Annotated in this window: 16 protein-coding genes and 1 tRNA gene; 11 read left to right on the forward strand and 6 right to left on the reverse strand. The window is 62.8% G+C overall.

What is annotated here, in order from left to right; genetic code table 11:
• The first annotated feature begins 1 nt into the window (after position 1).
• The 7 genes from P0D71_RS07960 (at position 2) to P0D71_RS07990 (ending at position 11,127) form a co-directional block, all read left to right on the forward strand.
• Positions 2 to 1,066: an amino acid--[acyl-carrier-protein] ligase gene (locus P0D71_RS07960; RefSeq protein ID WP_408182989.1), complete on the forward strand. Its 1,065-nt coding sequence runs from the start codon at positions 2 to 4 to the stop codon at positions 1,064 to 1,066.
• Complete coding sequence (locus tag P0D71_RS07965; protein ID WP_408479623.1) at positions 1,063 to 2,139, forward strand: DUF1839 family protein; 1,077 nt, start codon at positions 1,063 to 1,065, stop codon at positions 2,137 to 2,139. The genes P0D71_RS07960 and P0D71_RS07965 overlap by 4 nt, the downstream gene beginning before the upstream one ends.
• 40 nt (positions 2,140 to 2,179) lie before the next feature.
• On the forward strand, positions 2,180 to 4,816 hold the full coding sequence (locus tag P0D71_RS07970) for a glycosyl hydrolase 2 galactose-binding domain-containing protein (RefSeq protein WP_408479624.1): 2,637 nt from the start codon (positions 2,180 to 2,182) through the stop codon (positions 4,814 to 4,816).
• A 631-nt stretch (positions 4,817 to 5,447) separates the two neighbouring features.
• Positions 5,448 to 6,182 (forward strand): Crp/Fnr family transcriptional regulator, encoded by a 735-nt coding sequence (locus tag P0D71_RS07975; protein WP_006048767.1) that lies wholly within the window; start codon positions 5,448 to 5,450, stop codon positions 6,180 to 6,182.
• Positions 6,183 to 6,217: 35 nt separating this feature from the next.
• Positions 6,218 to 7,603, forward strand: a complete 1,386-nt coding sequence (locus P0D71_RS07980) for an undecaprenyl-phosphate glucose phosphotransferase (protein WP_408479625.1) — start codon at positions 6,218 to 6,220, stop codon at positions 7,601 to 7,603.
• A 2-nt stretch (positions 7,604 to 7,605) separates the two neighbouring features.
• Positions 7,606 to 8,559, forward strand: a complete 954-nt coding sequence (locus P0D71_RS07985) for a glycosyltransferase family 2 protein (protein ID WP_408182980.1) — start codon at positions 7,606 to 7,608, stop codon at positions 8,557 to 8,559.
• Between the two features lie 159 nt (positions 8,560 to 8,718).
• A complete protein-coding gene (locus P0D71_RS07990; protein ID WP_408479626.1) occupies positions 8,719 to 11,127 on the forward strand; it encodes a polysaccharide biosynthesis tyrosine autokinase in 2,409 nt (802 codons plus the stop codon).
• 352 nt (positions 11,128 to 11,479) lie between these two features.
• Here P0D71_RS07990 and P0D71_RS07995 read toward each other — a convergent pair whose 3' ends face one another.
• The 3 genes from P0D71_RS07995 to P0D71_RS08005 all read right to left on the reverse strand — a co-directional run bounded on the left by P0D71_RS07995 (position 11,480) and on the right by P0D71_RS08005 (position 13,672).
• Positions 11,480 to 11,902 (reverse strand): helix-turn-helix domain-containing protein, encoded by a 423-nt coding sequence (locus tag P0D71_RS07995; protein ID WP_408182975.1) that lies wholly within the window; start codon positions 11,900 to 11,902, stop codon positions 11,480 to 11,482.
• Positions 11,899 to 12,198: a type II toxin-antitoxin system HigB family toxin gene (locus tag P0D71_RS08000; RefSeq protein WP_408293505.1), complete on the reverse strand. Its 300-nt coding sequence runs from the start codon at positions 12,196 to 12,198 to the stop codon at positions 11,899 to 11,901. Before P0D71_RS08000 ends, P0D71_RS07995 begins: the two co-directional genes overlap by 4 nt.
• A 256-nt stretch (positions 12,199 to 12,454) precedes the next feature.
• On the reverse strand, positions 12,455 to 13,672 hold the full coding sequence (locus P0D71_RS08005; RefSeq protein WP_091794745.1) for a glycosyltransferase family 4 protein: 1,218 nt from the start codon (positions 13,670 to 13,672) through the stop codon (positions 12,455 to 12,457).
• Positions 13,673 to 13,840: 168 nt separating this feature from the next.
• Between P0D71_RS08005 and P0D71_RS08010 the strand changes: the two genes are divergently transcribed.
• The gene (locus P0D71_RS08010) at positions 13,841 to 15,169 is read left to right on the forward strand and encodes a glycosyltransferase family 4 protein (RefSeq protein WP_091794748.1); all 1,329 of its coding nucleotides are present in this window, start codon (positions 13,841 to 13,843) and stop codon (positions 15,167 to 15,169) included.
• Between the two features lie 93 nt (positions 15,170 to 15,262).
• Here P0D71_RS08010 and rpiA read toward each other — a convergent pair whose 3' ends face one another.
• The 3 genes from rpiA to rnr form a co-directional block, all read right to left on the reverse strand.
• The gene (gene rpiA / locus P0D71_RS08015; RefSeq protein WP_408479627.1) at positions 15,263 to 15,958 is read right to left on the reverse strand and encodes a ribose-5-phosphate isomerase RpiA; all 696 of its coding nucleotides are present in this window, start codon (positions 15,956 to 15,958) and stop codon (positions 15,263 to 15,265) included.
• Between the two features lie 669 nt (positions 15,959 to 16,627).
• Entirely contained in the window at positions 16,628 to 17,371 is a 744-nt protein-coding gene (gene rlmB / locus P0D71_RS08020; RefSeq protein ID WP_011488090.1) for a 23S rRNA (guanosine(2251)-2'-O)-methyltransferase RlmB, read from the reverse strand.
• Between the two features lie 210 nt (positions 17,372 to 17,581).
• On the reverse strand, positions 17,582 to 20,083 hold the full coding sequence (rnr, locus tag P0D71_RS08025; RefSeq protein ID WP_091794760.1) for a ribonuclease R: 2,502 nt from the start codon (positions 20,081 to 20,083) through the stop codon (positions 17,582 to 17,584).
• Between the two features lie 338 nt (positions 20,084 to 20,421).
• Between rnr and P0D71_RS08030 the strand changes: the two genes are divergently transcribed.
• The 3 genes from P0D71_RS08030 to P0D71_RS08040 all read left to right on the forward strand — a co-directional run bounded on the left by P0D71_RS08030 (position 20,422) and on the right by P0D71_RS08040 (position 23,351).
• Positions 20,422 to 20,508, forward strand: a tRNA-Leu gene (locus tag P0D71_RS08030).
• A gap of 164 nt (positions 20,509 to 20,672) precedes the next feature.
• On the forward strand, positions 20,673 to 21,962 hold the full coding sequence (locus P0D71_RS08035; RefSeq protein WP_408479628.1) for a tyrosine-type recombinase/integrase: 1,290 nt from the start codon (positions 20,673 to 20,675) through the stop codon (positions 21,960 to 21,962).
• A 258-nt stretch (positions 21,963 to 22,220) separates the two neighbouring features.
• Positions 22,221 to 23,351, forward strand: coding sequence for a DUF3800 domain-containing protein (locus tag P0D71_RS08040; protein ID WP_408479629.1), 1,131 nt, complete (start codon positions 22,221 to 22,223; stop codon positions 23,349 to 23,351).
• Positions 23,352 to 23,498 lie beyond the last annotated feature (147 nt).

Raw genomic sequence — 23,498 nt, forward strand, 5'->3', positions numbered from 1 at the left:
CATGAACACGATGACCGATACCGCCGCCCTCGCCGCTGCCGCTCAGGCAGCAGAAGCGCCGGGCTTTCGCGACGAACTGCTGGCCGCGGGCCTGTTGATCGATACCGGCGAAAACGGCCTGTACGGCCGTAGTCAGATTTTCGAGGACGTGGTGGACCGTCTGAACGTGGCGATCACGCATCTGGGCGCGGACCAGCAGCCCGAAGTGCTGCGCTTTCCGCCCGCCATGCGCCGCACCGACTTCGAAGACAGCGAGTATCTGAAGAGCTTCCCGAATCTGGCCGGCACGATCCACTCGTTCTGCGGCGACGACATGGGCCACCGGCGCTTGCTGCGTGCGCTCGACGACGCCATGACCGAAAGCGACGACGACCGCAGCGACTCGTGGATGGCGCAACAGAAACCGACCCGCGTGGTGCTCACGCCGGCCGCCTGCTATCCGATCTACCCGGTGATGGCGCGACGCGGTCCGCTGCCCGCCGGCGGCCGCACCATCGACGTGCTGTCGTATTGCTTCCGTCACGAGCCGTCGCTCGATCCCGGCCGCATGCAGATGTTCCGTCAGCGCGAATACGTGCGCCTCGGCAGCGGCGAACAGGTGATGGCATTCCGCCAGATGTGGATCGAGCGCGGCTCGCTGCTCGTGAAACTGCTGCAACTGCCGGTCGAAGTGGATCTCGCCAACGACCCGTTCTTCGGCCGCGGCGGCAAGATCGTCGCCGACAGCCAGCGCGCCCAGGCACTCAAGTTCGAACTGCTGATTCCGGTGGCCGATCCGCGCGGCAAGACCGCTTGCCTGTCGTTCAACTATCACATGGAACACTTCGGCGCGATCTGGAAGATCGAGTGCGACGACGGTACGGTTGCGCATACGGGCTGCGTCGGCTTCGGCATGGAACGCATCACGCTCGCGCTGTTCCGTCATCACGGGCTCGATGTGAACGCCTGGCCGGACGACGTGCGCGCGCTGCTGTGGGGCGATACCGAAGCACGCGTGGCGCACGGCATCGCGTCCATGCAGACAGAAACAGGCGTGGCGGCGCAAGACGCCGGAGAGCGCGTATGAATCCGTCGCTGACACCCGTGCCGAACGGCGCGCACACCGCCTTCCCGCTGACCCGGCGCGTCGATCTGCCCGCCGCGGGCGGCGTTGCCGCGGCCACGCCGGCCGCGCCCGCGACGCGTTTGCGCGAGCATGCGCCACACGCGTTGCATCAAGGCGAGCGCGTGTGGCAAGAAACGAATTGCTACGTGGACCTGTGGATCGAACTGCTGCACGGCTTCGGGCTCGATCCGCGCGCGGCGTTCGGCTTTACCGTCACGCAGGATTTCGAAGGCGATCAGTTCACGTTCTTCAAGTTTCCGCTCGAAGACCTCGAACGGCTCTACGGCACCCAGGTGCAGGAACTGGCCATCTACGATTCGCTCGAAGCGCGCGTGCTCGCGCAGACTTCACGCGGCCATACGGTGCTGGTGGAAGTAGACGGCTATTACCTGCCGAACACGCGCGCCACGTCGTACCGGCGCGAGCATCCGAAAACCACGGTGGGCATCGACTTCATCGATCCCGACGCGCGCCGTCTCGGCTATTTCCACAACACCGGCTATCACCTGCTCGACGGCGAGGACTACGACGGCGTGTTTCGCAAGCTGCCGCAATTCGCGCAGCAGCCCGACCTGCTGTTTCCTTACGTGGAGTTCGCCAAGCAGGCGCGGCCCGCGCTCGAAGGCACCGCATTGGCGGAAGCGTCGGCGGAATTACTGTGTGCGCACCTGGGGCGCCGGCCGCTGACCAATCCGATTTCGTCATGGCGTGCCGCATTTCCCGCGCATCTCGATACGCTGCTCGAACGCGGCGAAAAATTCTTCCACCCGTACTCGTTCAACCTGATGCGGCAGCTCGGCGCGAACTTCGAGTTCCTCTCGAAGTATCTGCTGTGGCTTTCCGCACAAGGCTTCGAGATTCCGGCATCGATTGCGGCCGCGGCGCAGAGCATCGCCTCGGAGTCGATGATCATGCAGTTCCGGCTCGTGCGGGCCATTGCGCGCGGACGCCGCGATCTGTGCGAAGACTGCTTCGACGTGCTCGAAAGCGCTTACGAAAAGACGCTGCCGCCGCTCGCCGCGCTGGTGCTGTGACGCACCGCGCACGGCTTCGCGGACTTCTCGGGAACTCGCCGTGGACGCATTGACGATTGACCTGGTGCCTGACAATGGCGATGCGAGCGGCGTACTCGCGAACGTTCATCACGAAGCCGGCGATTCTGGCGATGCCGTTCAAACCAATGCCGCATTGGCGCGGGCATCGCAAACACTCTGGCCGCAGCGCCTCGAGATCGGCTGGGAATGTTTGAGCACGGCGGCGGGCGCATGCGCGTCGCCCGCCGATTTGCCCGCGCACGGCTGGCTCGCCGCGCAAGTGCCGGGCACCGTGGCGAGCGCGCGGCGTGCCGCAGGTCTTCTCGACCTCGCCAATCCGCCGCCGCTCGCCTTCGACGATCACTGGTATCGGCTCACACTCGAAGGCACCGGCCAACGCCGCTTGCGCCTGCACGGGCTCGCCACGCTCGCCGAAGTCTGGCTCGGCGGCATCAGGCTTCTCGACTCCGATTCGATGTTCGTCGCGCACGATCTCGACATCGAACTGAACGGCAGCGCGACGCTCGCGCTGTGCTTCCGCTCTCTCGCGCCGGCATTGGCGGCAAAACGTTCGCGCGCGCGCTGGCGGCCCCGGCTCGTATCGCCGCCCACCTTGCGCAACGTGCGCACCACCCTGCTTGGCCATATGCCTGGCTGGTGTCCTTCGGTGCAGGCGGTCGGCCCATGGCGTCCCGTCGAACTGCTGAGCGACGCGCCCCACGCATTCGACACCGTGGACATAGCAAGCCGGCTCGACGGCGACGACGGCCTTGTTTCGTTGACGCTACGTTTCCTGCATCCGCATCATGATGCGAACTGCCGCGCTTCACTTAAATGCGGGGATGCTGTTTCGTCTTTGCAATGGCGCGATGCATATACACTGACCGGCAGCGTGCGCGTGCCGCACGTGCAGCGCTGGTGGCCGCACACGCACGGCGAACCCACTTTATATGCATTGTCGTTGCAGCTTGATGACGGGCGCGCGATATCTCACGCGTTGGGTCTGGTCGGCTTTCGCAGCATTGAAGTGGAGCATGGCGCGGACGGCATGGGCTTCGCATTGCGCGTAAATGACCTGCCCGTGTTCTGCCGTGGCGCATGCTGGACCAGCGCGGACCTCGTCACCCTGAGCGGTAGCGAGGCGCAATTGCGCCGCGCTTTTACGCTCGCACGCGATGCGGGCATGAACATGTTGCGCGTGGGCGGCACGATGGTGTACGAGTCCGACGCGTTTTACGCGCTTGCCGACGAATACGGCATGCTCGTCTGGCAAGACTTCACGTTGGCGAATTTCGACTACCCGAACGACGCCGCATTCAGCGCGTCGATCGAGCGCGAGGCCACCCAGTTTCTCACGCGCACACGACGCTTCGCTTCGCTCGCGGTACTGTGCGGCGGCAGCGAGGTCGACCAGCAGGCGGCCATGTTCGGCCTGCCGCCTTCAATGCGCGCGCAACCACTCTTTACCGAACAGTTGCCCGCCATCGTCGCGCGTGAGCGCTCCGACGTGCCGTATGTGAGCAACTCGCCATCGGGAGGCGTGTGGCCGTTTTCGACTAACGAGGGTGTCACTCACTACTATGGCGTGGGCGCCTATCAGCGTTCGCTCGACGACGTGCGCCGCTCGCAAGTGCGCTTTGCCGCCGAATGCCTCGCTTTCGCCAACGTACCCGACGACGCCACCTTGCGCGACGCACTGGGCACGACCCATCTGCACGATCCGCGCTGGAAGGCCGCCGTGCCGCGCGATCCCGGCGCAGGCTGGGATTTCGACGACGTGCGCGACCACTATCTGCAAACGTTGTATGGCGTCGAGCCCGCCCGCCTACGTTACGAAGACCCCGAGCGTTATCTGGACCTGTCGCGCGCGGTGGTCGCCGAATTGATGGCAGACGTGTTCGCCGAGTGGCGACGCGCCGGCTCGTCATGCGGCGGCGCGCTCGTCTGGCAGCTTCAGGATTTGCGACCCGGCGCAGGCTGGGGCTTGATCGATGCCACAGGACGGCCTAAAAGCGCCCTGCACGGCCTTGCCGGAGCGCTGCAACCCATTCAGGTGGTCATCACCGACGAGGGCCTCAACGGGCTCGACATTCATCTGCTCAATGAGCGCGCACAGCCACTGCACGCGCAACTCGATCTGCTGTGTCTGCGCGACGGCAGCGTCAAGGTGGCCTCCGCAAGCTGCGCTATCGAACTGGCGCCGCATAGCGCACAGCGTCTGAGCGCAGCCGCGTGCCTTGGCCAGTTCTTCGATTTCACGCACGCGTACCGCTTCGGCCCGCGCGCGCACGACGTGACGATCGCCACGCTGCGCGACAAGGCAAGCGGCCGGATCGTTTCGGAAGCGTTTCATCTGCCGGAGCGTCGCATTGGCGAACGGCACGACCTGGGCTTGACGGTCGCCGCGGAGCGTGACGGCGACGGCTGGCAGCTCGTGATCGAAACAAAGCGTTTTGCGCGCTTCCTTCATATCGTTGACACACACTACCGTGCCGCGCACGACTGGTTCCATCTGCCACCGAACCGCCGTTGCGTCGTGCCGCTCATCCCGCTCACACCGCCGGACGGTTTGGTTGCACACGCATCGAATGCCGTGTTTAAAGCTGATGCAACATATGCGGCGGCCGCCGGCGAAGTTCGCGCGGTCAATGCGATATCCGCCACGTTCTACGGCTGAACGTCTCCCTGATCTAGCCACCCCTTCGCGAAGCGCGTAAAACCTCGCGCTGCGCGGATCCATCTGTCTGGTCTGCAGAATCACTGTTGGTTTTTCTCAGACTTTTGCGTCGCCAAAAACCTCATCGGTACGCCACCGCACGCAGCGTGTCGAACACATCTGAATCAAATCCGGCACATCCCGGACGCCGCATCAAAACGCATCCTGATGGGCTGATTCAACCCTGAGACACCAGGCACCAGGCCCCTCCCAGCACCCGCCAGGCCAATCCCAGCAAGGCGTTGATCCGAATCGACAGACCCCGCGAAGCGGCCTCGGAGCGCGAGGCCGTTGTACAGATTTGAAACAAAAAGGCGCGTTTGGCTTCGCGCGCCGCTAAGACTTGGTACGTTACCCCGCACCAGTCCTCGTTTCCTCTATCGCTGGCACGCTCCTCGCTAATAGAAGAGCGCAACACAGCGTCACCGCAGATGAGATCGACAACAACGGCGGCGGCGCATCAGGCCAATACGGGGCCGGTCCTGTTCATCCTTCGCTGCTCGCCAGGCAGCAAGTCGTCTAACAAGGGATGCAGGCATCGGATCAAAAACAGAAAGTCACGCAGAGCGCGACTTTCACGCGAGGACCGATCATGTTGACACTTCAATCCGATTTGCACGGTAACCATTTGCTCGGCGCATTGCCGTCCCACGAATGGCAGGCCCTGGCTCCTCATCTCGAACTGGTTCACCTGCGCACCGAGCAATTGCTGTGTGACTCCGGTCAACGCATTCATCACGTCTACTTCCCGACCACTGCGATCATCTCGATGCTCTCGACGATGGAAGACGGCAGTTCGGTCGAAATCGCCGCGGTGGGCCGCGAAGGCATGACGGGCGTGCCGGTGCTCACGGGTGGCGAGACCATGCCGAATCGCGTACAGGTTCAATGCGCCGGCTTCGCGTACCGGATGAGCGCACAGGCGCTCAAGCAACAATTCGCCCGCTCCGACTTTCTGCGCCGCCTGATGCTGCTGTATATGCACGCGCTGCTCACGCAAGTCGCGCAAACGGCCGCCTGCAACCGCCACCACGCGCTGAACAAGCAACTGTGCCGCTGGTTGCTGATCGAGGTGGACCGTGTCGCGTCGAATGATCTGACCGTGACCCAGCAACTGATCGCCGACATGCTCGGCGTGCGCCGCGAAGGCATTACCGAAGCGGCCGGCAAGTTGCACGACGAAGGCCTGATTCACCATAGCCGCGGCCACATCAAGGTGCTCGACCGTAAAGGACTCGAAGCACGCGCCTGCGAATGCTATGGCCTCGTCAAGCGCGAATTCGACCGCCTTCTACCCCGTCTGCGCCAGGCTGAAACTGTCGAGTAAGCGCTGGTTCGTCCGACTAATGGGTAGAGTCAAACATGTTCAGGAATACTGCGCGATTCCTCGACGCACTCTTCGTGATTGCGGGAGGCCTGCTCGCTCACTGGATGCGGTTCTCGACGCCGAGTGCGGTGTCGGACACCGAGCGTCTTCTGATCGCCTTCAACTGCGTGCTGGTTCTGCTGCTGTTTCCCGGCTTCGGGGTTTATGAAACCTGGCGCGGCAAACCTTTGTCCTCCATGCTGGCAAGAGTTGCCGCCGCATGGATGGTGGTGGTCGCCACCGCGCTGATCCTCGCGTTCACGCTGCATCGTATGGATGCCGTGTCGCGTTTGTGGTTCGGCTACTCCACGCTGATTTCCGGCGCGCTGATCATCGTGGCCAAGTGCCTCGTGCATGTGGCATTACGCTTCGTGCGCAGCCGCGGGATGAATTACCGCACCGTCGCGATAGTCGGCGCACCCGGCTTCGCACGCACGCTGCTCGCCCATCTCGAACATGCGCCGCAAGCCGGCTTCAAACCGGTCTGCCTGTTCGACACCAGCCTTGAAGCGGCCGGGAACTACGGTGCGCGTCCGCACCGTCTGCCGGTAATGACCGATCTGAACGCGTTCGCCGCCAAGGTGCGCGAAGAACACGTCAACGAAGTGTGGCTCGCGTTGCCGCTTTCCGAAGAACACACGATTTACCGGTTCACGCGCATGTTCCGGCATGACTTCGTGAATCTGCGCTTCATTCCCGATGTGCGCAGCCTCTCGCTTTTCAATCACGCGCTGGTCGACGTCGTCGGTTTACCGACGCTCAACCTGAGCGCGACGCCCTTCTCGCCGCCGCAGATGTGGCCCAAGCTGATCTTCGACCGCCTGTTCGCGGCAGCCGCGCTGTTCGCGCTCGCGCCGGTGTTCGTGGTGCTCGCGATCGGCATCAAGCTCGGCTCGCCTGGGCCGGTGTTCTTTCGCCAGATTCGCAAAGGCGTGGACGGTCAGCCGTTCGCGATCTACAAGTTCCGTTCGATGACCGTGCATCACGAAGCGCAGGGCCAGCTCACCCAGGCCTCGCGCAACGACGCGCGCATCACGAAGCTCGGCGGCTTCATGCGCCGCACGAGCCTCGACGAACTGCCGCAGTTTCTCAACGTGCTGCTCGGCCAGATGTCGGTGGTCGGCCCGCGTCCGCATGCGGTCGAACACGACGATCTCTACAAGGATCAGGTGTACGGCTACATGTACCGCTACCGGATCAAGCCCGGCATTACCGGCTGGGCGCAGGTCAACGGCTATCGCGGCGCCACCAGCAAGGTGGAAAAAATGGAAGCGCGCGTCAAGTTCGATCTCTTCTACATCTATAACTGGTCGTTCTGGTTCGACATGAAGATCGTGTTCATTACGATCTTCAAGGGCTTTGTCGGCCGCAACGCATACTGATCATGCCAATACGGGAACCGTTCGTGAAAGTCTCCGTGATCGTGCCGACCTACCGGCGCACCGCCGATCTGGCGCGCTGCCTCGCGGCACTCGACGCGCAGGAGCGCCGCGCCGACGAGGTGATCGTGATCGCCCGTCACGACGATTACGCCACGCTCGACTGGCTACGCACCCGCGAGGCCAACCGGCCCGATCCGCGCCGCTCGGTCGTACTGGTGCGCAAGCCCGGCGTGGTCGCCGCATACAACCTCGGCATCGAGAGCGCGAGCGGCAACGTGCTCTGCTTCACCGACGACGACGCCGCGCCGCATTCCGACTGGGTCGCGCGGATCGCGCGCGCCTTCGAACGCGATGCGACGCTCGGCGGCCTGGGCGGGCGCGACATCGTGCATGAACGCCACGGCATCCTGCAGGGGCAGAAGCCGCGCGTGGGCCTCGTGCGCTGGTATGGGCGGACTATCGGCAATCACCATATCGGCCACGGCAAGGCACGCGAAGTGCAGGTGCTCAAAGGCGTGAACATGTCGTTTCGCCGCGAGGCGATCGGCGCGTTGCGCTTCGACGGCCGCTTGCGCGGCACCGGCGCACAGGTTCACTGCGAGATGGCCTTCAGTCTCGACATAGAGCGGCGCGGCTGGAAACTGATCTACGACCCGGCGCTCCTGGTGGAGCACTTCCCGGCGCAGCGCAGCGACGAAGACCAGCGTTTCACCTTCAACGACGCGGCGTTCTATAACGCGTCGTTCAATCTCCGACTCATCATGTGCGAATACCTGACGCCGCCTGGCCGATGGGCGTTCGTCGCTTACTCGACGCTGATCGGCGATCGCGCGGACCCGGGGTTTCTGCGCGCATTGTCACTGGCATTCGAGCGCGGAGGCGTAGCGCTTGCGCTGCGCAAATGGCGAGTCGGCCTACGCGCAATGCGCGGGGCATGGCAGGAAGCGATGCGCTGACGCTCAACGCAACTGATCGACACAACTGATCGACGCACCGGTTTCTCGCGGGGGGGACCACAACATGACTATCAGAACGATGGCCGTCGGGCTCTCGGCAGCATCGCTTTTCCACACACCACAGTTGTTCAGAACAATCGCTCGCAACGGGGTATCACTATGAGTACATACGACATGCTGGAACCGGGACCGGCGTCCAGCAGCGACGAAGACGCCGTGATGCGCGACCTTTTGCGCATGGTCATGGATCAGATCTGGTGGGTGATCGGCATTGCCGCGAGCGTGATTCTCGCCGCCGTGCTCTACACGAAGGTCGCCACACCGATCTATTCCGCCGACGCGCTGCTCCAGGTCGACGCGCAAAGCAACAACAACGGCAGCACGCAGTCACAGAATTCGCCGACGCTCACGCCGTCGGTCGGACCGATGCGCACCGACGCGGAAATCGAAATCATCAAGAGTCGCGCGGTGGTCGAGCCGGTGGTCGAACAGTTCAAGCTGAACTTCACCACGTCAGAAAAGACCATGCCGGTGCTCGGCAAGATCTCGGCGCTGTTCGCGCGGCCGGGCCATCCGCTCGGTGCGGCGTTCGGCCTGGATTCGTATGCGTGGGGCGGCGAGCAATTCGAGGTCCAGTCGATCGGCGTGCCGAAGTCGCTCGAAGGCGCGCGCCTCACGCTGCGCGTGCTCGAATACGGCCGCTATGAACTGACCGATGCGTTCGGCCAACAGATCCTCACCGGCGTCGCCGGCCAGGAAGCCGAAGGCGGCGGCGTCACGCTGTTCGTGAAGACGCTGGTGGCGCGTCCGGGCACCGAGTTCTACGTGACGCGCTACAACCAGCTCGACGCGGTCACCGGCTTGGCCGCCGGTTTGCAGGTCACGGAGAAAGGCCGCGACACCGGCGTCGTGCAACTGTCGTACACGGGCACCGACCCGCACGCGATCACCGACATCGCCAATGCGGTGGCCCACTCGTATCTGAAGCAACGCACCGAACGCGCGCAGGAAGAAGCGAGCCGCATGCTGACCTTCCTGAACGGCGAATTGCCGCGTCTGCGCGAAGAAGTGAAGCGGACGGAAACCGCGTTGTCGGAGTATCAGTCGAAAGTCGGCTCGTTTTCGTTCCAGCCCACTCAGGAAGCCGGTGTGTACCTCGCCGGTGGCCTCGACTACGACAAGCAGCTCGGCACGTTGCGCATTCAGCGCGCGCAACTGTTGCAGCGTTTCACCGAAGCGTCCCAGGAGGTGCAGCAGGTCGACGCGCAAATCGCCGCGATGACGCGCGAGAAGAAAAACTTCGAGGATCACTTCGCCTCCTTGCCGAGTTCCGAGCGCAACGCCATCGCCTTGCAGCGCGACGCGAAAGTGGCCGGAGAAATCTATGTGACGCTGCTGAACAAAACGCAGGAGCTTTCGATTTCGCGCGCCGGCACGATCGGCAACGTGCATATCATCGACGAAGCCTTGCTGCCGTCCCAGCCGGTACGGCCGAAGTCGGCGCTGATCATTTCGGCCGGCACGGTGCTCGGCGTGATCGGCGGGATTCTGTTCGCGTTCTGCCGCCGTACGTTCTTTACCGGCGTGTCCGACCCCGAGTTCGTCGAACGGCGCTTTCATCTGCCGATTTTCGGCTCGATCGCCTTCAGTCCGGAACAGGCGCGCAGCGACCGGCAATTGAGCGCGATGCGCCGCGCCGCCCTGCCCGGACCGCGCTCCACGCCGACCGAAGTACGCGCGGTCGCGCACGAGCCGTCCGGGGTCATGCGCCTGCTGCGCTCGCGTTCGGCGGCCGACAGTCAAGCCCAGGTGGCGGTGGGCACGCAGACCGTCATGGGTTCGGGCAAGACGCCGATACGGCCGCTGCTGGTCAAGACGCATCCGTACGACACTACAGTGGAAGGCTTGCGCGGGCTGCGCGCCACGCTGCAATTCGGCCTGCTCGATGCGCCCAACCGGATCGTCGCGATCACGAGCCCGGCGCCCTCGGACGGCAAGAGCTTCCTGTGCGCGAACCTCGCCGCGCTGATGGCGGAATCGGGCAAGCGCGTGTTGCTGATCGACGCCGATCTGCGACGCGGCCGGCTCGCCCACTATCTTGGCCGCTCGCCTAACGGCGGCCTGACCGAACTGCTGACCGGCCAGGCGGATCTGGAAGCCGTGGCGCGCGCGACCGGCGTGGATGGCCTGCACTTCATCGGGTCGGGCGCTTATCCGCCGAATCCGTCGGAGATTCTGACCTCGCCGCGTTTCAGCGAAATTCTCGCGCGCTTCGAGCAGGAGTTCGATCTGGTCATCGTGGATACGCCGCCGCTGTTGGCGGTGGCCGACGCCGCTGTGGTCGCCCACATCGCCGGGTCCACGGTGCTGGTGATGCGCTCCGGCGCGCACACCGAGGGCCACGTGGCCGACGCGCTGAAGAAACTGCGGCGCGCGCGTGCGCGGGTGGTGGGCGGCGTGATGAATGCCGTGCCGCTCAAGAGTCACAATCGCAACGGCACGTACGACTATGCCTATGCGTACACCTACTCTGCCGGTGACCCGCCTGACATTCATGCGCCGAGCTGAAGCGCGTTGAGGGTTGGGCGTTGGAAAAAGAAAGGGCTGCGCCGCATGAAGGCGCAGCCCTTTTGTATTTGCGCGGGGTATTCAGACCAAGACGACGCGCGAGCTCAGAACGCGCTGCTCGCGTGTGCCTATCCTTGCGTGTGGATCGAGGATGCGGGCGCGCACGCGCTTCTTACGCGAAGGTGCTTCGCATGCTTCGCGTGATCAAAACAGGAACAGCGCCAATGCGCCGAGCACCGACACCGGCGGTTAACAATGCCGCCGGTGCGGCGTGGACAGGCTGAGGTGAATGGACGAGAAAAGGCTTGCCGGCCGGCACAGCGCACAGCACGAGGCCGACGCTGCGCGGCGTTTACAGGAACGCGCTGACGTCGGTATGAAAACGCACGGCCAGCGCCTTGGCCACCTTCTTGCTGATGGCGCGGCGGCCCGCGAGGATATCGCTCACCACGGTAGGCGACGCGATACCTATCAGGTCCTTCTGCCTCAAGCCATGCGTTTCCAGCAAATGACGCAACACCTCGCGCGGCTCCGCTTTGGGAATTGTCACGTTGTGCGCTTCCCAGTTTTCGATCAGATCGGTCACGATCGCGAACAGATCGGACAGCGGATCTTCCTCGTTGCCATTCAGATGATCGGCAAGCGAGTTGGCGAGCCGCACCATGGTCTGGTAGTCCTGCTCGTTACGAATGGGTGTGATCGGCAACTGGGTTCGCAGTGCCGCCCAGGTTTGAGCGATGTCGGGAAAGGCTCCCGGAAGGCGATCGGCATTCATGAGTTTAGATTCTTCCTCGTCCAATGGTCGTACTCCGCATGCGTCATGACATGACGAACGAATAACGACTGCCTGTTGTAGTGAATCGCCGCAACGATCCGGAACCGGTTGCCGCCTACATCGAAAACGGTGTATTGAGGCGGCACGTAGTCCACGCCGGCGAACGTCTGCTTCAGGTCGTTATAGCCATACGCGAGGCATGCCTGCGCCAGTGAATACCACGTCAATAGCGCACTGCGCGCGCCCGGATGTCTCTTTATGAAGTCCAGCAACGCTTTCTTTGAAATGACCCGCATCGGATTTCCTCGCACGTTTTCGCGCGCTGAACATGCGCGCTTCACCTGCAAGGCTAAACGGAGCGAATCGACACCGATAGCCGGCCGGACGGCATAGTCCGAACGGCTATTTACAGCTCACTGCGGTACCACGAACAGCATTTTATTCGCATACCGCGAAGTTCGCAATATGCGAATAAAGAGACAGCCCGGCGCTTCTCCGGGCCGTTCCCCCAACCCATACCGGCCCCAGCTGACAAGCTCACGTTCGAGCCCGTCAGCGGCCCCAACTGCTTTTCGGCGCCGGTTCGGCGGGCCACCGGATCTCCTGGGTGGCCAGATCGGGTTCGGCCCGCTCGACCATCCCGACGCGATGGCGCAGCCCCGCCGCCGCGATCGTGCGCGTCACTTCCGCCATGAACGCGCGCCGGAAAACCGCCGCCGAAAAACGCTCCGCGTTCGCGCGGCACGCCGCCGGCGTGATCTGCTCGCACTGACGCTCGAAGCGGGCGATCGCGTCGAGCATCGACACCACGGTCTGGCGCGCGAAATACACGCCGGTGGGATGCGCCTCGCCGATCGGCACCACGGTTTCGAGCGCGCCGCCTTTGCCGAATGCAATGACCGGCGTGCCGCAGGCCTGCGCTTCGAGCGCGACGATGCCGAAATCCTCTTCCGCGGCGAATACAAAGGCTCGCGCGCGTTGCAGATGATCCTTCAGGACCTCGAACGGCTGATAGCCGAGGATCGTCACATTCGAACGCGCCTTGGCGCGAATCGCCGCCATCTCCGGCCCGTCGCCGATCACGATCAGCTTGCGATGCGGCGTGGCGTTGAACGTCTCGACAATCAGATCGATGCGCTTGTAAGGCACCATCCGTGAAGCGGTCAGATAAAAGTCTTCCTTGCGCGTGCACAGCTCGAATTCGTGTACGTCGACGGGCGGTGGAATCACGGCCGCATCGCGCCGATAAGTCTTCATCATGCGGCGCGCCACGAACTGCGAGTTCGCGATCAAACGGTCCACGCCGTTGGCTGAGTGCGAATCCCAGCCGCGCAGGTAATGGAGCAGCGCGCGCGCGGCCCACGACTTCAGTCCATGCGTCAGATTCGCTTCGCGTAGGTACTGATGCTGCAGATCCCATGCGTAGCGCATCGGTGAATGCACGTAGCTCACATGCGTCTGATCCGGGCCGACCAGCACGCCCTTGGCGACCGCATAGGAACTCGTAATGATCAGATCGTAGCCGGACAGATCGAATTGTTCGACGGCAAGCGGCATCAGCGGCAAATAGGTGCGATAGTGGCGTCGTGCGAACGGCAAATGCTGAATGAATGAAGTCGTCACGGGCTTGCCGCCCAAAGGTCTACGGTCTTTAAGGAAATCGACAAGACTGAAAAGATCCGCGTCGGGAAAGCACTCGATGATCTGCTCAAGCACCTTCTCCGCCCCGCCCGGCGCGACCAGCCAGTCGTGCACGATCGCCACTTTCATGATCACCCCGTTTTTTAATTAATGCCTCTTGGGCCTGGTAACGAGTGTATGTGGCGCATCGTTAGCTGTGCGTGCGCGTGCCCACATTCGGCGCGCGACTGTAGACGAATAATCAAGCATCGCCATTCGCCTATTGCGAACCTGCGCGTTCCATTACTTCGCCTTCCTATGCGCCCGACCATCGACGCCACGCCTCTCGCCCCTCTTGCTCCACGCTCCCCGCTTGCGCATTCCTTGCCGCGGGTTCAGCCCGCGCTGATCGATCCTGCTGGCGCGTCCGCACCTGCGTCCGCATCTGCATCTGCACCTGCCTCGCCGACGGCAATTGGCGCAACGCCCGCGATACCGCGCGTGCTGTTCGTCGATCAGAGCGGCCAGCTCGGCGGCGCTGAATTCGCGCTGCTGCAACTGGCGCACCATTGCGCTGCGCGCAGCGAAGTCGTGCTGCTTTCCGATGGTCCGTTCCGCGCGCGCCTCGAAACACTCGGCGTGCGCGTCCAGGTGATCAACGACGCGCGGGTGTCGAACGTCGAGCGGCAAGCGTCCGTGTTGAGCTGTCTGCGCGTCGTGCCCGGCATCCTGCGTCAGGTGCGTGCGATCGCAACGCGCGCACGACAGTTCGACGTGCTGTTTCTCAACACGCAAAAAGCGCTGGTGCTCGGCGCGCTCGGCAAACCGCTGCATCGCAAACCGGTGATCTGGTATCAGCACGACATTCTCACGCGCGAGCATTTCGGGCGCGTACAGTTGAGTGTCGTCAAATGGCTCGTGCGGATCGCGGTCGATCACGTGGTGGTGAATTCGCAGGCGTCGGCGCGCTCGCTCGCGGCGTTGACTGGTATCGCGGCCGGCTCGGCGCCGGTCGTCTACAACGGCATCGACGCCGCCGCGTTCAGCCGGGTGAACGGCAGCGACATGGCCGCGTTGCGGCGGCGTCTCGGCCTGCCGGAAGAGGCATGGATAGCGGGCCTGTTCGGCCGCCTCGCACCGTGGAAAGGCCAGCATATCGCGCTCGACGCGCTCGCGCGCCTGCCGGACGCGCATCTCGTGCTGGTGGGCGCGCCGCTGTTCGGCGAGGAAGCCTACGCGCAGCGCCTGCGCGAGCAGGCCGCGGCGCTCGGCGTGACGGATCGCGTGCATTTTGCGGGCTTTCAGGACGACGTGCCCGCGTGGATGAAAGCGATGGACGTGATCCTGCACACATCCACCGAACCCGAGCCGTTCGGGCGGGTGGTCGTCGAAGGGATGGCGGCGGGACGCCCGGTGATCGCCTCGGCGGCCGGGGGCGTGACCGAGATCGTGCGGCACGGGCGCAATGGCTGGCTGGTGAAACCGGGCGACGCCACCGCGTTGGCTGACGCGATCGGCGCGTTGCGCGCCGATCCGGCCTTGGCGCAGCGCCTTGCACAACAGGCGCTGACCGACGCACAAACGGAATTTTCAGTGGAGCAGTATTTGCAGCGGATGACGCAAGAAATCAGGCAAGCCGCACGCTAACGCTTGTGGTTGCGAACTCCATGCCCGACGCCGACGCGAGCCGGTTGACCCAGGCTCGCGCGCGGCGCTCACGCGGCGCTCAGACAGCGTTGCTCAAGCCTTGCTGTACTGAATAGTCTCGACGCCGGTATCCGTGCCGAGCATGCACAAATCCGCGCCGCGGGTGGCGAACAGGCCCACCGTCACCACGCCCGGCCACGCGTTGATATGGGTTTCCAGCGTGCGCGGGTCGCTGATGCGCAAACCCTTGACGTCGATGATTTCATTGCCGTTGTCGGTAATGAACGGCACGCCTTCTTTCGTGACGCGCACCACCGGCACGCCGCCGAGCGCCGTGACGCGGCGGCCGATCGCGGTACGCGCCATCGGCACCACTTCGATCGGCAGCGGGAAATTGCCGAGCGTCTCGACCAGTTTGCTGGCGTCCGCGATGCACACGAACACGTCCGACACCGACGCGACGATCTTCTCGCGCGTCAGCGCGCCGCCGCCGCCCTTGATCATCGCGCCGCTGTGGTCGATCTCGTCGGCGCCGTCCACATACACCGGCAGCGAATCGATTTCGTTGAGGTCGAGCACCTTGAAGCCGTGCGATTGCAGCCGCGCGGTGGTGGCGAGCGAACTCGACACCGCGCCGCGATAGCGCGTCTTGTCGGCGGCCAGCGCGTCGATGAAACAGTTCGCGGTCGAGCCGGTGCCGACGCCGATCACCGAGCCTTCGGGCACGTTGGCGTTCACGTAGTCGGCGGCGGCCTGGCCGACCAGTTGCTTGAGTTCGTCTTGAGTCATGGGAGAGGCAGGCGAGCAGTAAAAACCGCTAGTTTACCGGAGTGGCGCGCGAGCGCCCGTCGGGAATACTTCTTCGGCGGGGGCTGCCGCACTGCGTCCAGCCGGTGGAACCGAGTGGATAGGGCAAGTTGACCGCATGAGCAGCATGCACACAATCATCGCGAGACAAAACACAAGAAAAAAGGTTGGGTAGCGAAAGACCCGACAACTTTGCCAGTTTCGTCGCAAAATGCCCTACGGTCGGCTATGTCGCTAGAGGGGGTGCCACTGACGGATTTTAACGATCTCCTTTGGATCATGGCGCAGGAGTCGGACGGCGTTGTCAATGCACGCAATACTGATTCAATTCAAACGCGACAGCAGCCTGATCATCGTCCGCGGAAGCCCGAATGAGGCAGGCGCCGGTGTGTACTATTACCGCCTGGACAGGGCCGGATTCACGCTGGTAAAGGCCGTTGAAAAAGTTGCGTCGTAATCGAACGGGACAGGGCGGCCGGGAAAACGAAGCACTGACGAAACCGCGCGTGTTTGCGGCACTCGAGCCAGCACACGCGCGTCGTAACCCGGCTTGCATTTGCCACTCACTCGCCGGACAGTCGCAGACCACTTCAATCGCTACTGTCCGGAAAGCGGCTGCTTGAACTTGCGCAAGCTCTTGCTTTATCGGCGTTACTTCTTCACCGACCGCTGACGCACCGCTTCGAACAGACACACCCCGCTTGCCACCGACACATTCAGGCTTTCGACCGTGCCCGCCATCGGGATCTGCATGACCACGTCGCAGGTGTCGCGCGTGAGGCGGCGCATGCCCTCGCCTTCGGCGCCCATCACCAGTGCCACCGGACCGTCCAGTTCCGTGTCGTAGAGGCTCTTGGTGGCCTCGCCGGCCGTGCCGACGACCCACACCCCCGCGTCCTTCAACTCACGCAGCGCGCGCGCCAGATTCGTCACCGTGATGTACGGCACGGTGTCGGCCGCGCCGCTCGCCACCTTCGCGGCCGTCGCGTTCAAACCGACCGCGCGATCGCGCGGTGCGATCACCGCGTGCGCGCCGGCAGCGTCGGCAACACGCAGACACGCGCCGAGGTTGTGCGGATCGGTCACGCCGTCGAGCACGAGAATCAGCGGCGAACCGTTGATGCCGTCGAGCAACTCAGCCAGATTCTGCGCGAGCGGCATGTCGCCCGCGCGCGCGACCACGCCCTGGTGACGCTCCGTGTGCGCGAGGCCCCACAGACGCGTTTCGTCGGCGGCGATCAGGCGCACGCCGGCTTCTTTCGCCGCGTGCAGGAATTCGGTCATGCGACGGTCTTTGCGCGTCGCGTCGTAATAGACATCTTCGACCGTCGACGCATCGTGCCGGATACGCGCCGTCACTGCGTGGAAACCGTATAGAACCTTGAGACGTGCCATAACTGATACAACCTTTGATTGAGCGCGCGCTACGTGCGCTGCTGTGATGAATATGAACCTGTGCGAATCTGTTTACCGCGCCTGCTTGCCGCAGTCGTAAGCCGCAGTCGTAAGCCGCGTTCGGACGGCAGGCTGCGATGAAATGCAGACCGCGCGCAACCGGCACGTTGCTACGTGCCCGATGCGCGCGGTTCAAGCAGTCAGGCGACTTCAGCGCTTCTTGCGTGCCTGCGGTTTCGACGCCGATTTGGTCGCGGCGCCATGCTTCTTCGCCGCGCCGCGCGCCGCGCGTGCTTCCTTCACCGCTGCGGTTTGCGCGGGCGCAGGCTTCTTGCGGCGCGCGCCCGGCGCGGCCGTGCCACCTTCCGCCGGCGGCAACGCACGCACGCGTGCACCGCCGTTTTCACCGGATGACTTGTCGGCCGCCGGCCCGCGCACCAAAGGCGGCTTGATCGGCGTGTCGCGCACGAGCCGGAAGTCGATCTTGCGTGCGTCGAGATCCACGCGGCTCACCTGCACCCGGACACGATCCGACAGACGATAACGAATGCCGGTGCGCTCGCCGCGCAACTCGTTCTTGATCTCGTCGTACTGGAAGTAGTCCGAGCCGAGTTCCGTGACGTGCACGAGGCCTTCAATAAACAGCGAGTCGAGTTGCACGAAAATGCCGAACGACGTGACGCCATTCACCATGCCGCCATACTCTTCGCCGAGTTTGTCGCGCATGAAGTAGCACTTCAGCCACGCTTCGACGTCGCGCGAGGCTTCGTCGGCGCGGCGCTCGTTGGCCGAGCAATGCAGACCGAGTTCTTCCCAGATCGCCACGTTGTTGCCGCGCACGCGGCCGCGTTTTTCGTCGTCGGCCTGCTGCATGGCGCGAGCGCGCGGCGAGAGCGCCGTATTCAGCTCGACGCCTTGCGGCGGCTCCGGCTGATACTTGCGGCCCTGCAGGATCGCGTAGATCGCGCGGTGCGTGAGCAGATCGGGATAACGGCGAATCGGGCTCGTGAAGTGCGCATACGCCTCGTACGCGAGACCGAAGTGGCCGATGTTGTCCGGGCTGTAGACGGCCTGCTGCATGGAGCGCAGCAGCATGGTTTGCAGCATCTGCGCGTCGGGCCGCTCGCGGATCTGCGCCATCAGCGCGGCGTAATCGCTTGCGTGCGGCGTCTCGCCACCGTTGAGCGTGAGGCCCATGCCGCGCAGGAAGGTGCGCAGATTCTCGAGCTTTTCCGCGGTCGGTCCGGCGTGTACGCGGAACAGCCCCGGATGTTTGTTGCGCTTGAGGAAGTCGGCCGCGCAGACGTTCGCGGCCAGCATGCACTCCTCGATCAGCTTGTGCGCGTCGTTGCGGGTGCGCGGAATGATCTGTTCGATCTTGCCCTGCGCATTGCAGACGATGTACGTCTCGGTCGTATCGAAGTCGATCGCGCCGCGTTTCTGACGCGCGGCGAACAGCGACTTGTACACGCCGTACAGATTCTGCAGTTGCGGCAGCAGCGCGGCGCGGCGCGCGGCCTCCGGACCCTTGGTGTTCTTCAGGACCGCGGCGACCTCCGTATAGGTGAGCCGCGCGGCGGAGTGCATCACGCCGGGATAGAACTGATACGCCTTCACTTCGCCGCGCGCGGTGACGATCATGTCGCACACCAGCACACAACGGTCGACGTTCGGGTTCAGCGAGCACAAGCCGTTCGACAGTTTCTCCGGCAGCATGGGGATCACGCGGCGCGGGAAATACACCGAGGTGCTGCGCTCGATCGCGTCGGCGTCGAGCCCGCTCTTCGGGTGCACGTAGTGCGAGACGTCCGCGATTGCAACGATCAGACGGAAGCCCTCGCCACGGCCCACCTGAACCGGCTCGCAGTACACGGCGTCGTCGAAGTCGCGGGCGTCTTCGCCGTCGATCGTGACGAGCGGCACGTCGCGCAGGTCGATGCGATGACGCGCGTCGACCGGGCGCACTTCGTCGGGCAGCCGCGAGGCTTCGTCGAGCGCGGCCTGGCTGAATTCGTGCGGCACGCCGTACTTGCGCACCGCGATTTCGATTTCCATGCCGGGGTCGTCGATATCGCCGAGCACTTCCACCACGCGGCCGAGCGGCTGCGAATGACGGCTCGGAAAATCGGTCAGCTCGACCACCACCACCTGGCCGACCTTGGCCTTCTTGGTGTTCTGCGTGATCAGAATGTCGTGGCCGATGCGCTTGTCTTCAGGCGCGACGATCAGCGCGCCGTTCTCGTTGAGCAGGCGGCCGATCACGCGCTTGTTGGCGCGGTCCGTGACCTCGACGATATGCCCTTCGGGACGGCCGCGCCGGTCATAGCCGACGATGCGCGCGAGCACGCGGTCGTTGTGCATGACCTTCTGCATTTCGCCGGTGGGCAGGAACAGATCGTCCTGACCGTCGTCGCGAATCAGAAAACCGTAGCCGTCGCGATGGCCTTGCACGCGGCCCGCAACGAAGTTCGACGGATGAGTCAGTTGATAGAGATTGCGCTGATCGAGCCGGATCTGGCCGTCGCGCTCCATCGCGCCTAAGCGCTTGAAAAATCCTTCGCGCTCCTGGCGCTTGATCGACAGCGCTTCGGCGATGTCGTTCGCGGCAAGCGGCGCTTCACTCGTGCGCAGGACGCCCAGAATTTCTTCGCGGCTTGGAATCGGATACGGAAATTTGCTCAAGGGCTTATCGATGATTTTTTCTCGTTGCATGGACGTCGGTCGGCGATGTGGCTCGGTCTAGGAAGCGATGACGGTGAGCTTCGGTTGCGCTTGAACCGCGCTTGAATTGCACCTGCAAATGCACAGAAAAGACTGCTCGGGTCCGGCTCGTTCAAGGCTGAGTCCGACGGGCGTGTGCACCGTGCCAACGAACTACTGCGAGGCATTCTAACACCCGTATTGCGCGCCAAGCGGCCCCAACAATAGTCGTTGAGCAGTTGCTGTGAAGCGCTTGCAGGCACGTCGTCGCCATGTTTAAGCAAGTTTTGAGAAACGCTTGACAGGCCCTAATCTGTCGCTATAATGGCGTTCTTTGCTGTTCATCACCTGCCCAGGTGGCGAAATTGGTAGACGCACTAGGTTCAGGTCCTAGCGGTGGCAACACTGTGGAGGTTCGAGTCCTCTCCTGGGCACCATAAAGCTGTTTAGAGTAGTACAAAGCAGTCCAGCAAGACCCCGCCAAGCCTTGTCGCAGCGGGGTTTTGTGTTTTTTAGGGTCCATCTTTGTTCAGCTGAAGCGTGTGTCAAAGTAGTACACTGGACAGTACATCGAAAGTTCGAGCTGACTGGATGTACTACCATGCTTCTGACTGCCCGACAGGTCCAGCTGGCCAAACCAGCCAGCCGCGACTACACCATGAAGGACGGCCGCGGCCTGTTCCTTTTCGTGCCCACCGACGGCCCCAAATGCTGGCATTTCCGGTACAGCTTCGCCGGGAAGCAGCGGCGCATCTCGTTCGGCACCTACCCCGCGCTGTCCCTTCAGGACGCCCGTGAACTCACGTCTACGGCCCGGACCCAGTTGGCACACGGCACGGATCCCGGTCATCACCGGCGCACCGCCAGAAAGCTCTCGAAGGAAACCGAAGAGAAACTCTTTCGTTCGGCGGCCGAGCGTTGGTACAAACGGAAGGAAGTCGCCGGTCGTGCCAGCTCAACGCTTGGCAAGATGCGCACCTACCTCGACAAGGACATCCTGCCTGAGATCGGTTCGATGATGCTGCAGGACATCACCCGCGCAGACTGCGCGCGCGTCCAGGAGCGCTTCGAGAAACGGGATGCCCTGAATGTGTCGAAGAAAGCCAGGGGCTGGCTGCGTGAGATCTTCAGCCAGGCAATCGCAGAGGGGCGCTGTGAATTCAATCCCGCATCCGAACTCAAGACCATTGCTAGGGCGGCCCCCAAGTCAAAGCCGTACCCCCACCTTCTCGAACCCGAACTACCCGATTTCCTTCGCGCGCTCGGGAAATCAACGAGTCGCCTCACCGCCTACACCGCTGCGTGGATGACGATCTGGACGGCCAGCCGGCCCGGCATGGTGCGCTACGCTGAATGGACCGAGGTAGACCTGGACGGCGCGCTCTGGACGATATCGGCGGAAAAGATGAAGATGCGGCGTCTGTATGTCGCGCCGCTGCCATCACAACTCGTCAGCACACTGCGCGAACTCAGGAAGCTGACCGGGCGCCACCGCTATCTTTTTCCCGGCATCGGAACAAGGCACGAGGTCATCAGCGAAAACACGATCAATCTCGTGTTCTCGAAGATCGGGTACAAGGGCCGTATGGTTGGCCACGGCACCCGCCATACTGCGAGTACCCTCCTTCGCGATCACGGCTGGGAAAAAGACCATGTCGAGACGCAGCTATCGCATCTTGAGGGGGGCATAGCCGGCGACTACAACCACGCGAAATACCTTCGACAACGTCGCTCGATGATGCAGTGGTATGCCGATTATCTCGACGCGCTGGGAACCGGGATGTCTCCTGCCCAGCAGGCAAGCTTCGCCCGCCGGGTCAATGCTGCGGCGCATCCCCCGTTGATATCGGCCCAGCCGCAACGCAACGAAGCTAAGGAAAGAGCGGCCTGAAGCATCTGTCCCGGCACAGCATCCGATTGGGGTCGCTTAATCAGGATGCGTCCAACTCCATCGTCGGCGACAATGGGGGTCGTCGCAGGAAAGAATCATTGCTGGCGGGTCTTGCGGTCCATCGCTAGCGGCGACATTGCACCAGAGCGCTCACGATCGCGCTGCTTACCCGCAGCCTCGACGTCCGGCTTACGGACCGTGTATTGCATACGATTTTGGTGCGGCTGCCGTGCCACCGGGAAACAGGAGACACGCAACATGGATTTTGATGTGAACGCCATGCGTGACATCATGATCGGAGCGTTTCAGCTTCGGCGCGCTGACGAGAGGTTCACGTTCTACTACGACGAAACCAATAACATTCGGAAGTTTTATTTGACGGATGACGGAACGAACGTTGCGGAACACAGGAACTTCGTCCTCGGTGGTATCGTAGTCAAAGAAGGGTGCCCTCTTCCCGACATCGCCCCCTTGCGAGCCGAGCTGCGCATGCAAGACAGCGCGCCTGAGATCAAGTTCGCCCACGTCGCAAAGGGGGATTTCGAGCAGGTTCTGGCTTCAAAAAAGTTGCGGACCGTCCTTTCATGGATAGTTGAGCACGGCATCCTGATCCACTATTCAAGCGTCAACATCATCTATTGGGCCATCGTCGACATCGTCGACGCCATCTTGGCCGAGGACGGCTTTAGAAGCTACCATCCGCACCAGCAGCCCTTAAAGAATGAACTATATCGACTTACCAATCTTGGCAAGCCAGAATTCCTGGCGTTGCTGAGGCGGCATCGCTATCCACACATTCAGCCAGGCAGGACAGCGGACTTCATCGCTGACGTTAACGCATTTCTCCATGCGCTCAGCCCTGAAGACGACAATCTTCCGGCACTCATGCTCAAAGGTTTGATTGAAAAATCAGCGACACTTCCAGAGATAACATCTCTGGTCGACAACGAAGAGAACGTACTGATCGATGGATTTCACACCTTCTACACACGTCCTATCATGCTCTTCAAAAACGCCGTTCACATTTTCGATCGTGAAATCCAGATCGAAAAAAGTCTGAGCGACACGACTTTCAAAGACGGCGATAGAGATGTGAGCTTCCGGTTCGCCGACTCCAAAAGCGAGCCCGGCATTCAAATCGCAGACGTGATCACCGGATTTTTGGGAAAATATCAGAGCTTCGTAGAGGATCACTCCTTGCCGGAACTCATGAGACGGAAAAGCGCATGGAGTGAGATGCAGGCCGAAAACTTCGGCCTGCTGCGTCAGTTGATCGATCTTTCAGACGACGCGAGCAACGCATTCATTTATCGCTCGACCGCAATGGACAGCGAATGGAAGAATGACTCCTTCATGCACGGCCGACCTCCCATGCGCCATTTGCTTTAACAGCCAATCGGCTTGCCGTGCGGATATCCTGAATGATGAGCAGTGGGACGCTCAACCCAATCGACCGGCGCGACCCCTCCGCTGTGGTTTGGCGATCCGCCACTGCACAAGCGGTCCGTAACTAACTCCGTAGTTCTGTGTACGCAG

Origin of the sequence: Paraburkholderia sp. RL17-383-BIF-A (assembly GCF_046028015.1) — a bacterium.
In the GTDB taxonomy this organism is placed as follows: Bacteria; Pseudomonadota; Gammaproteobacteria; order Burkholderiales; family Burkholderiaceae; genus Paraburkholderia.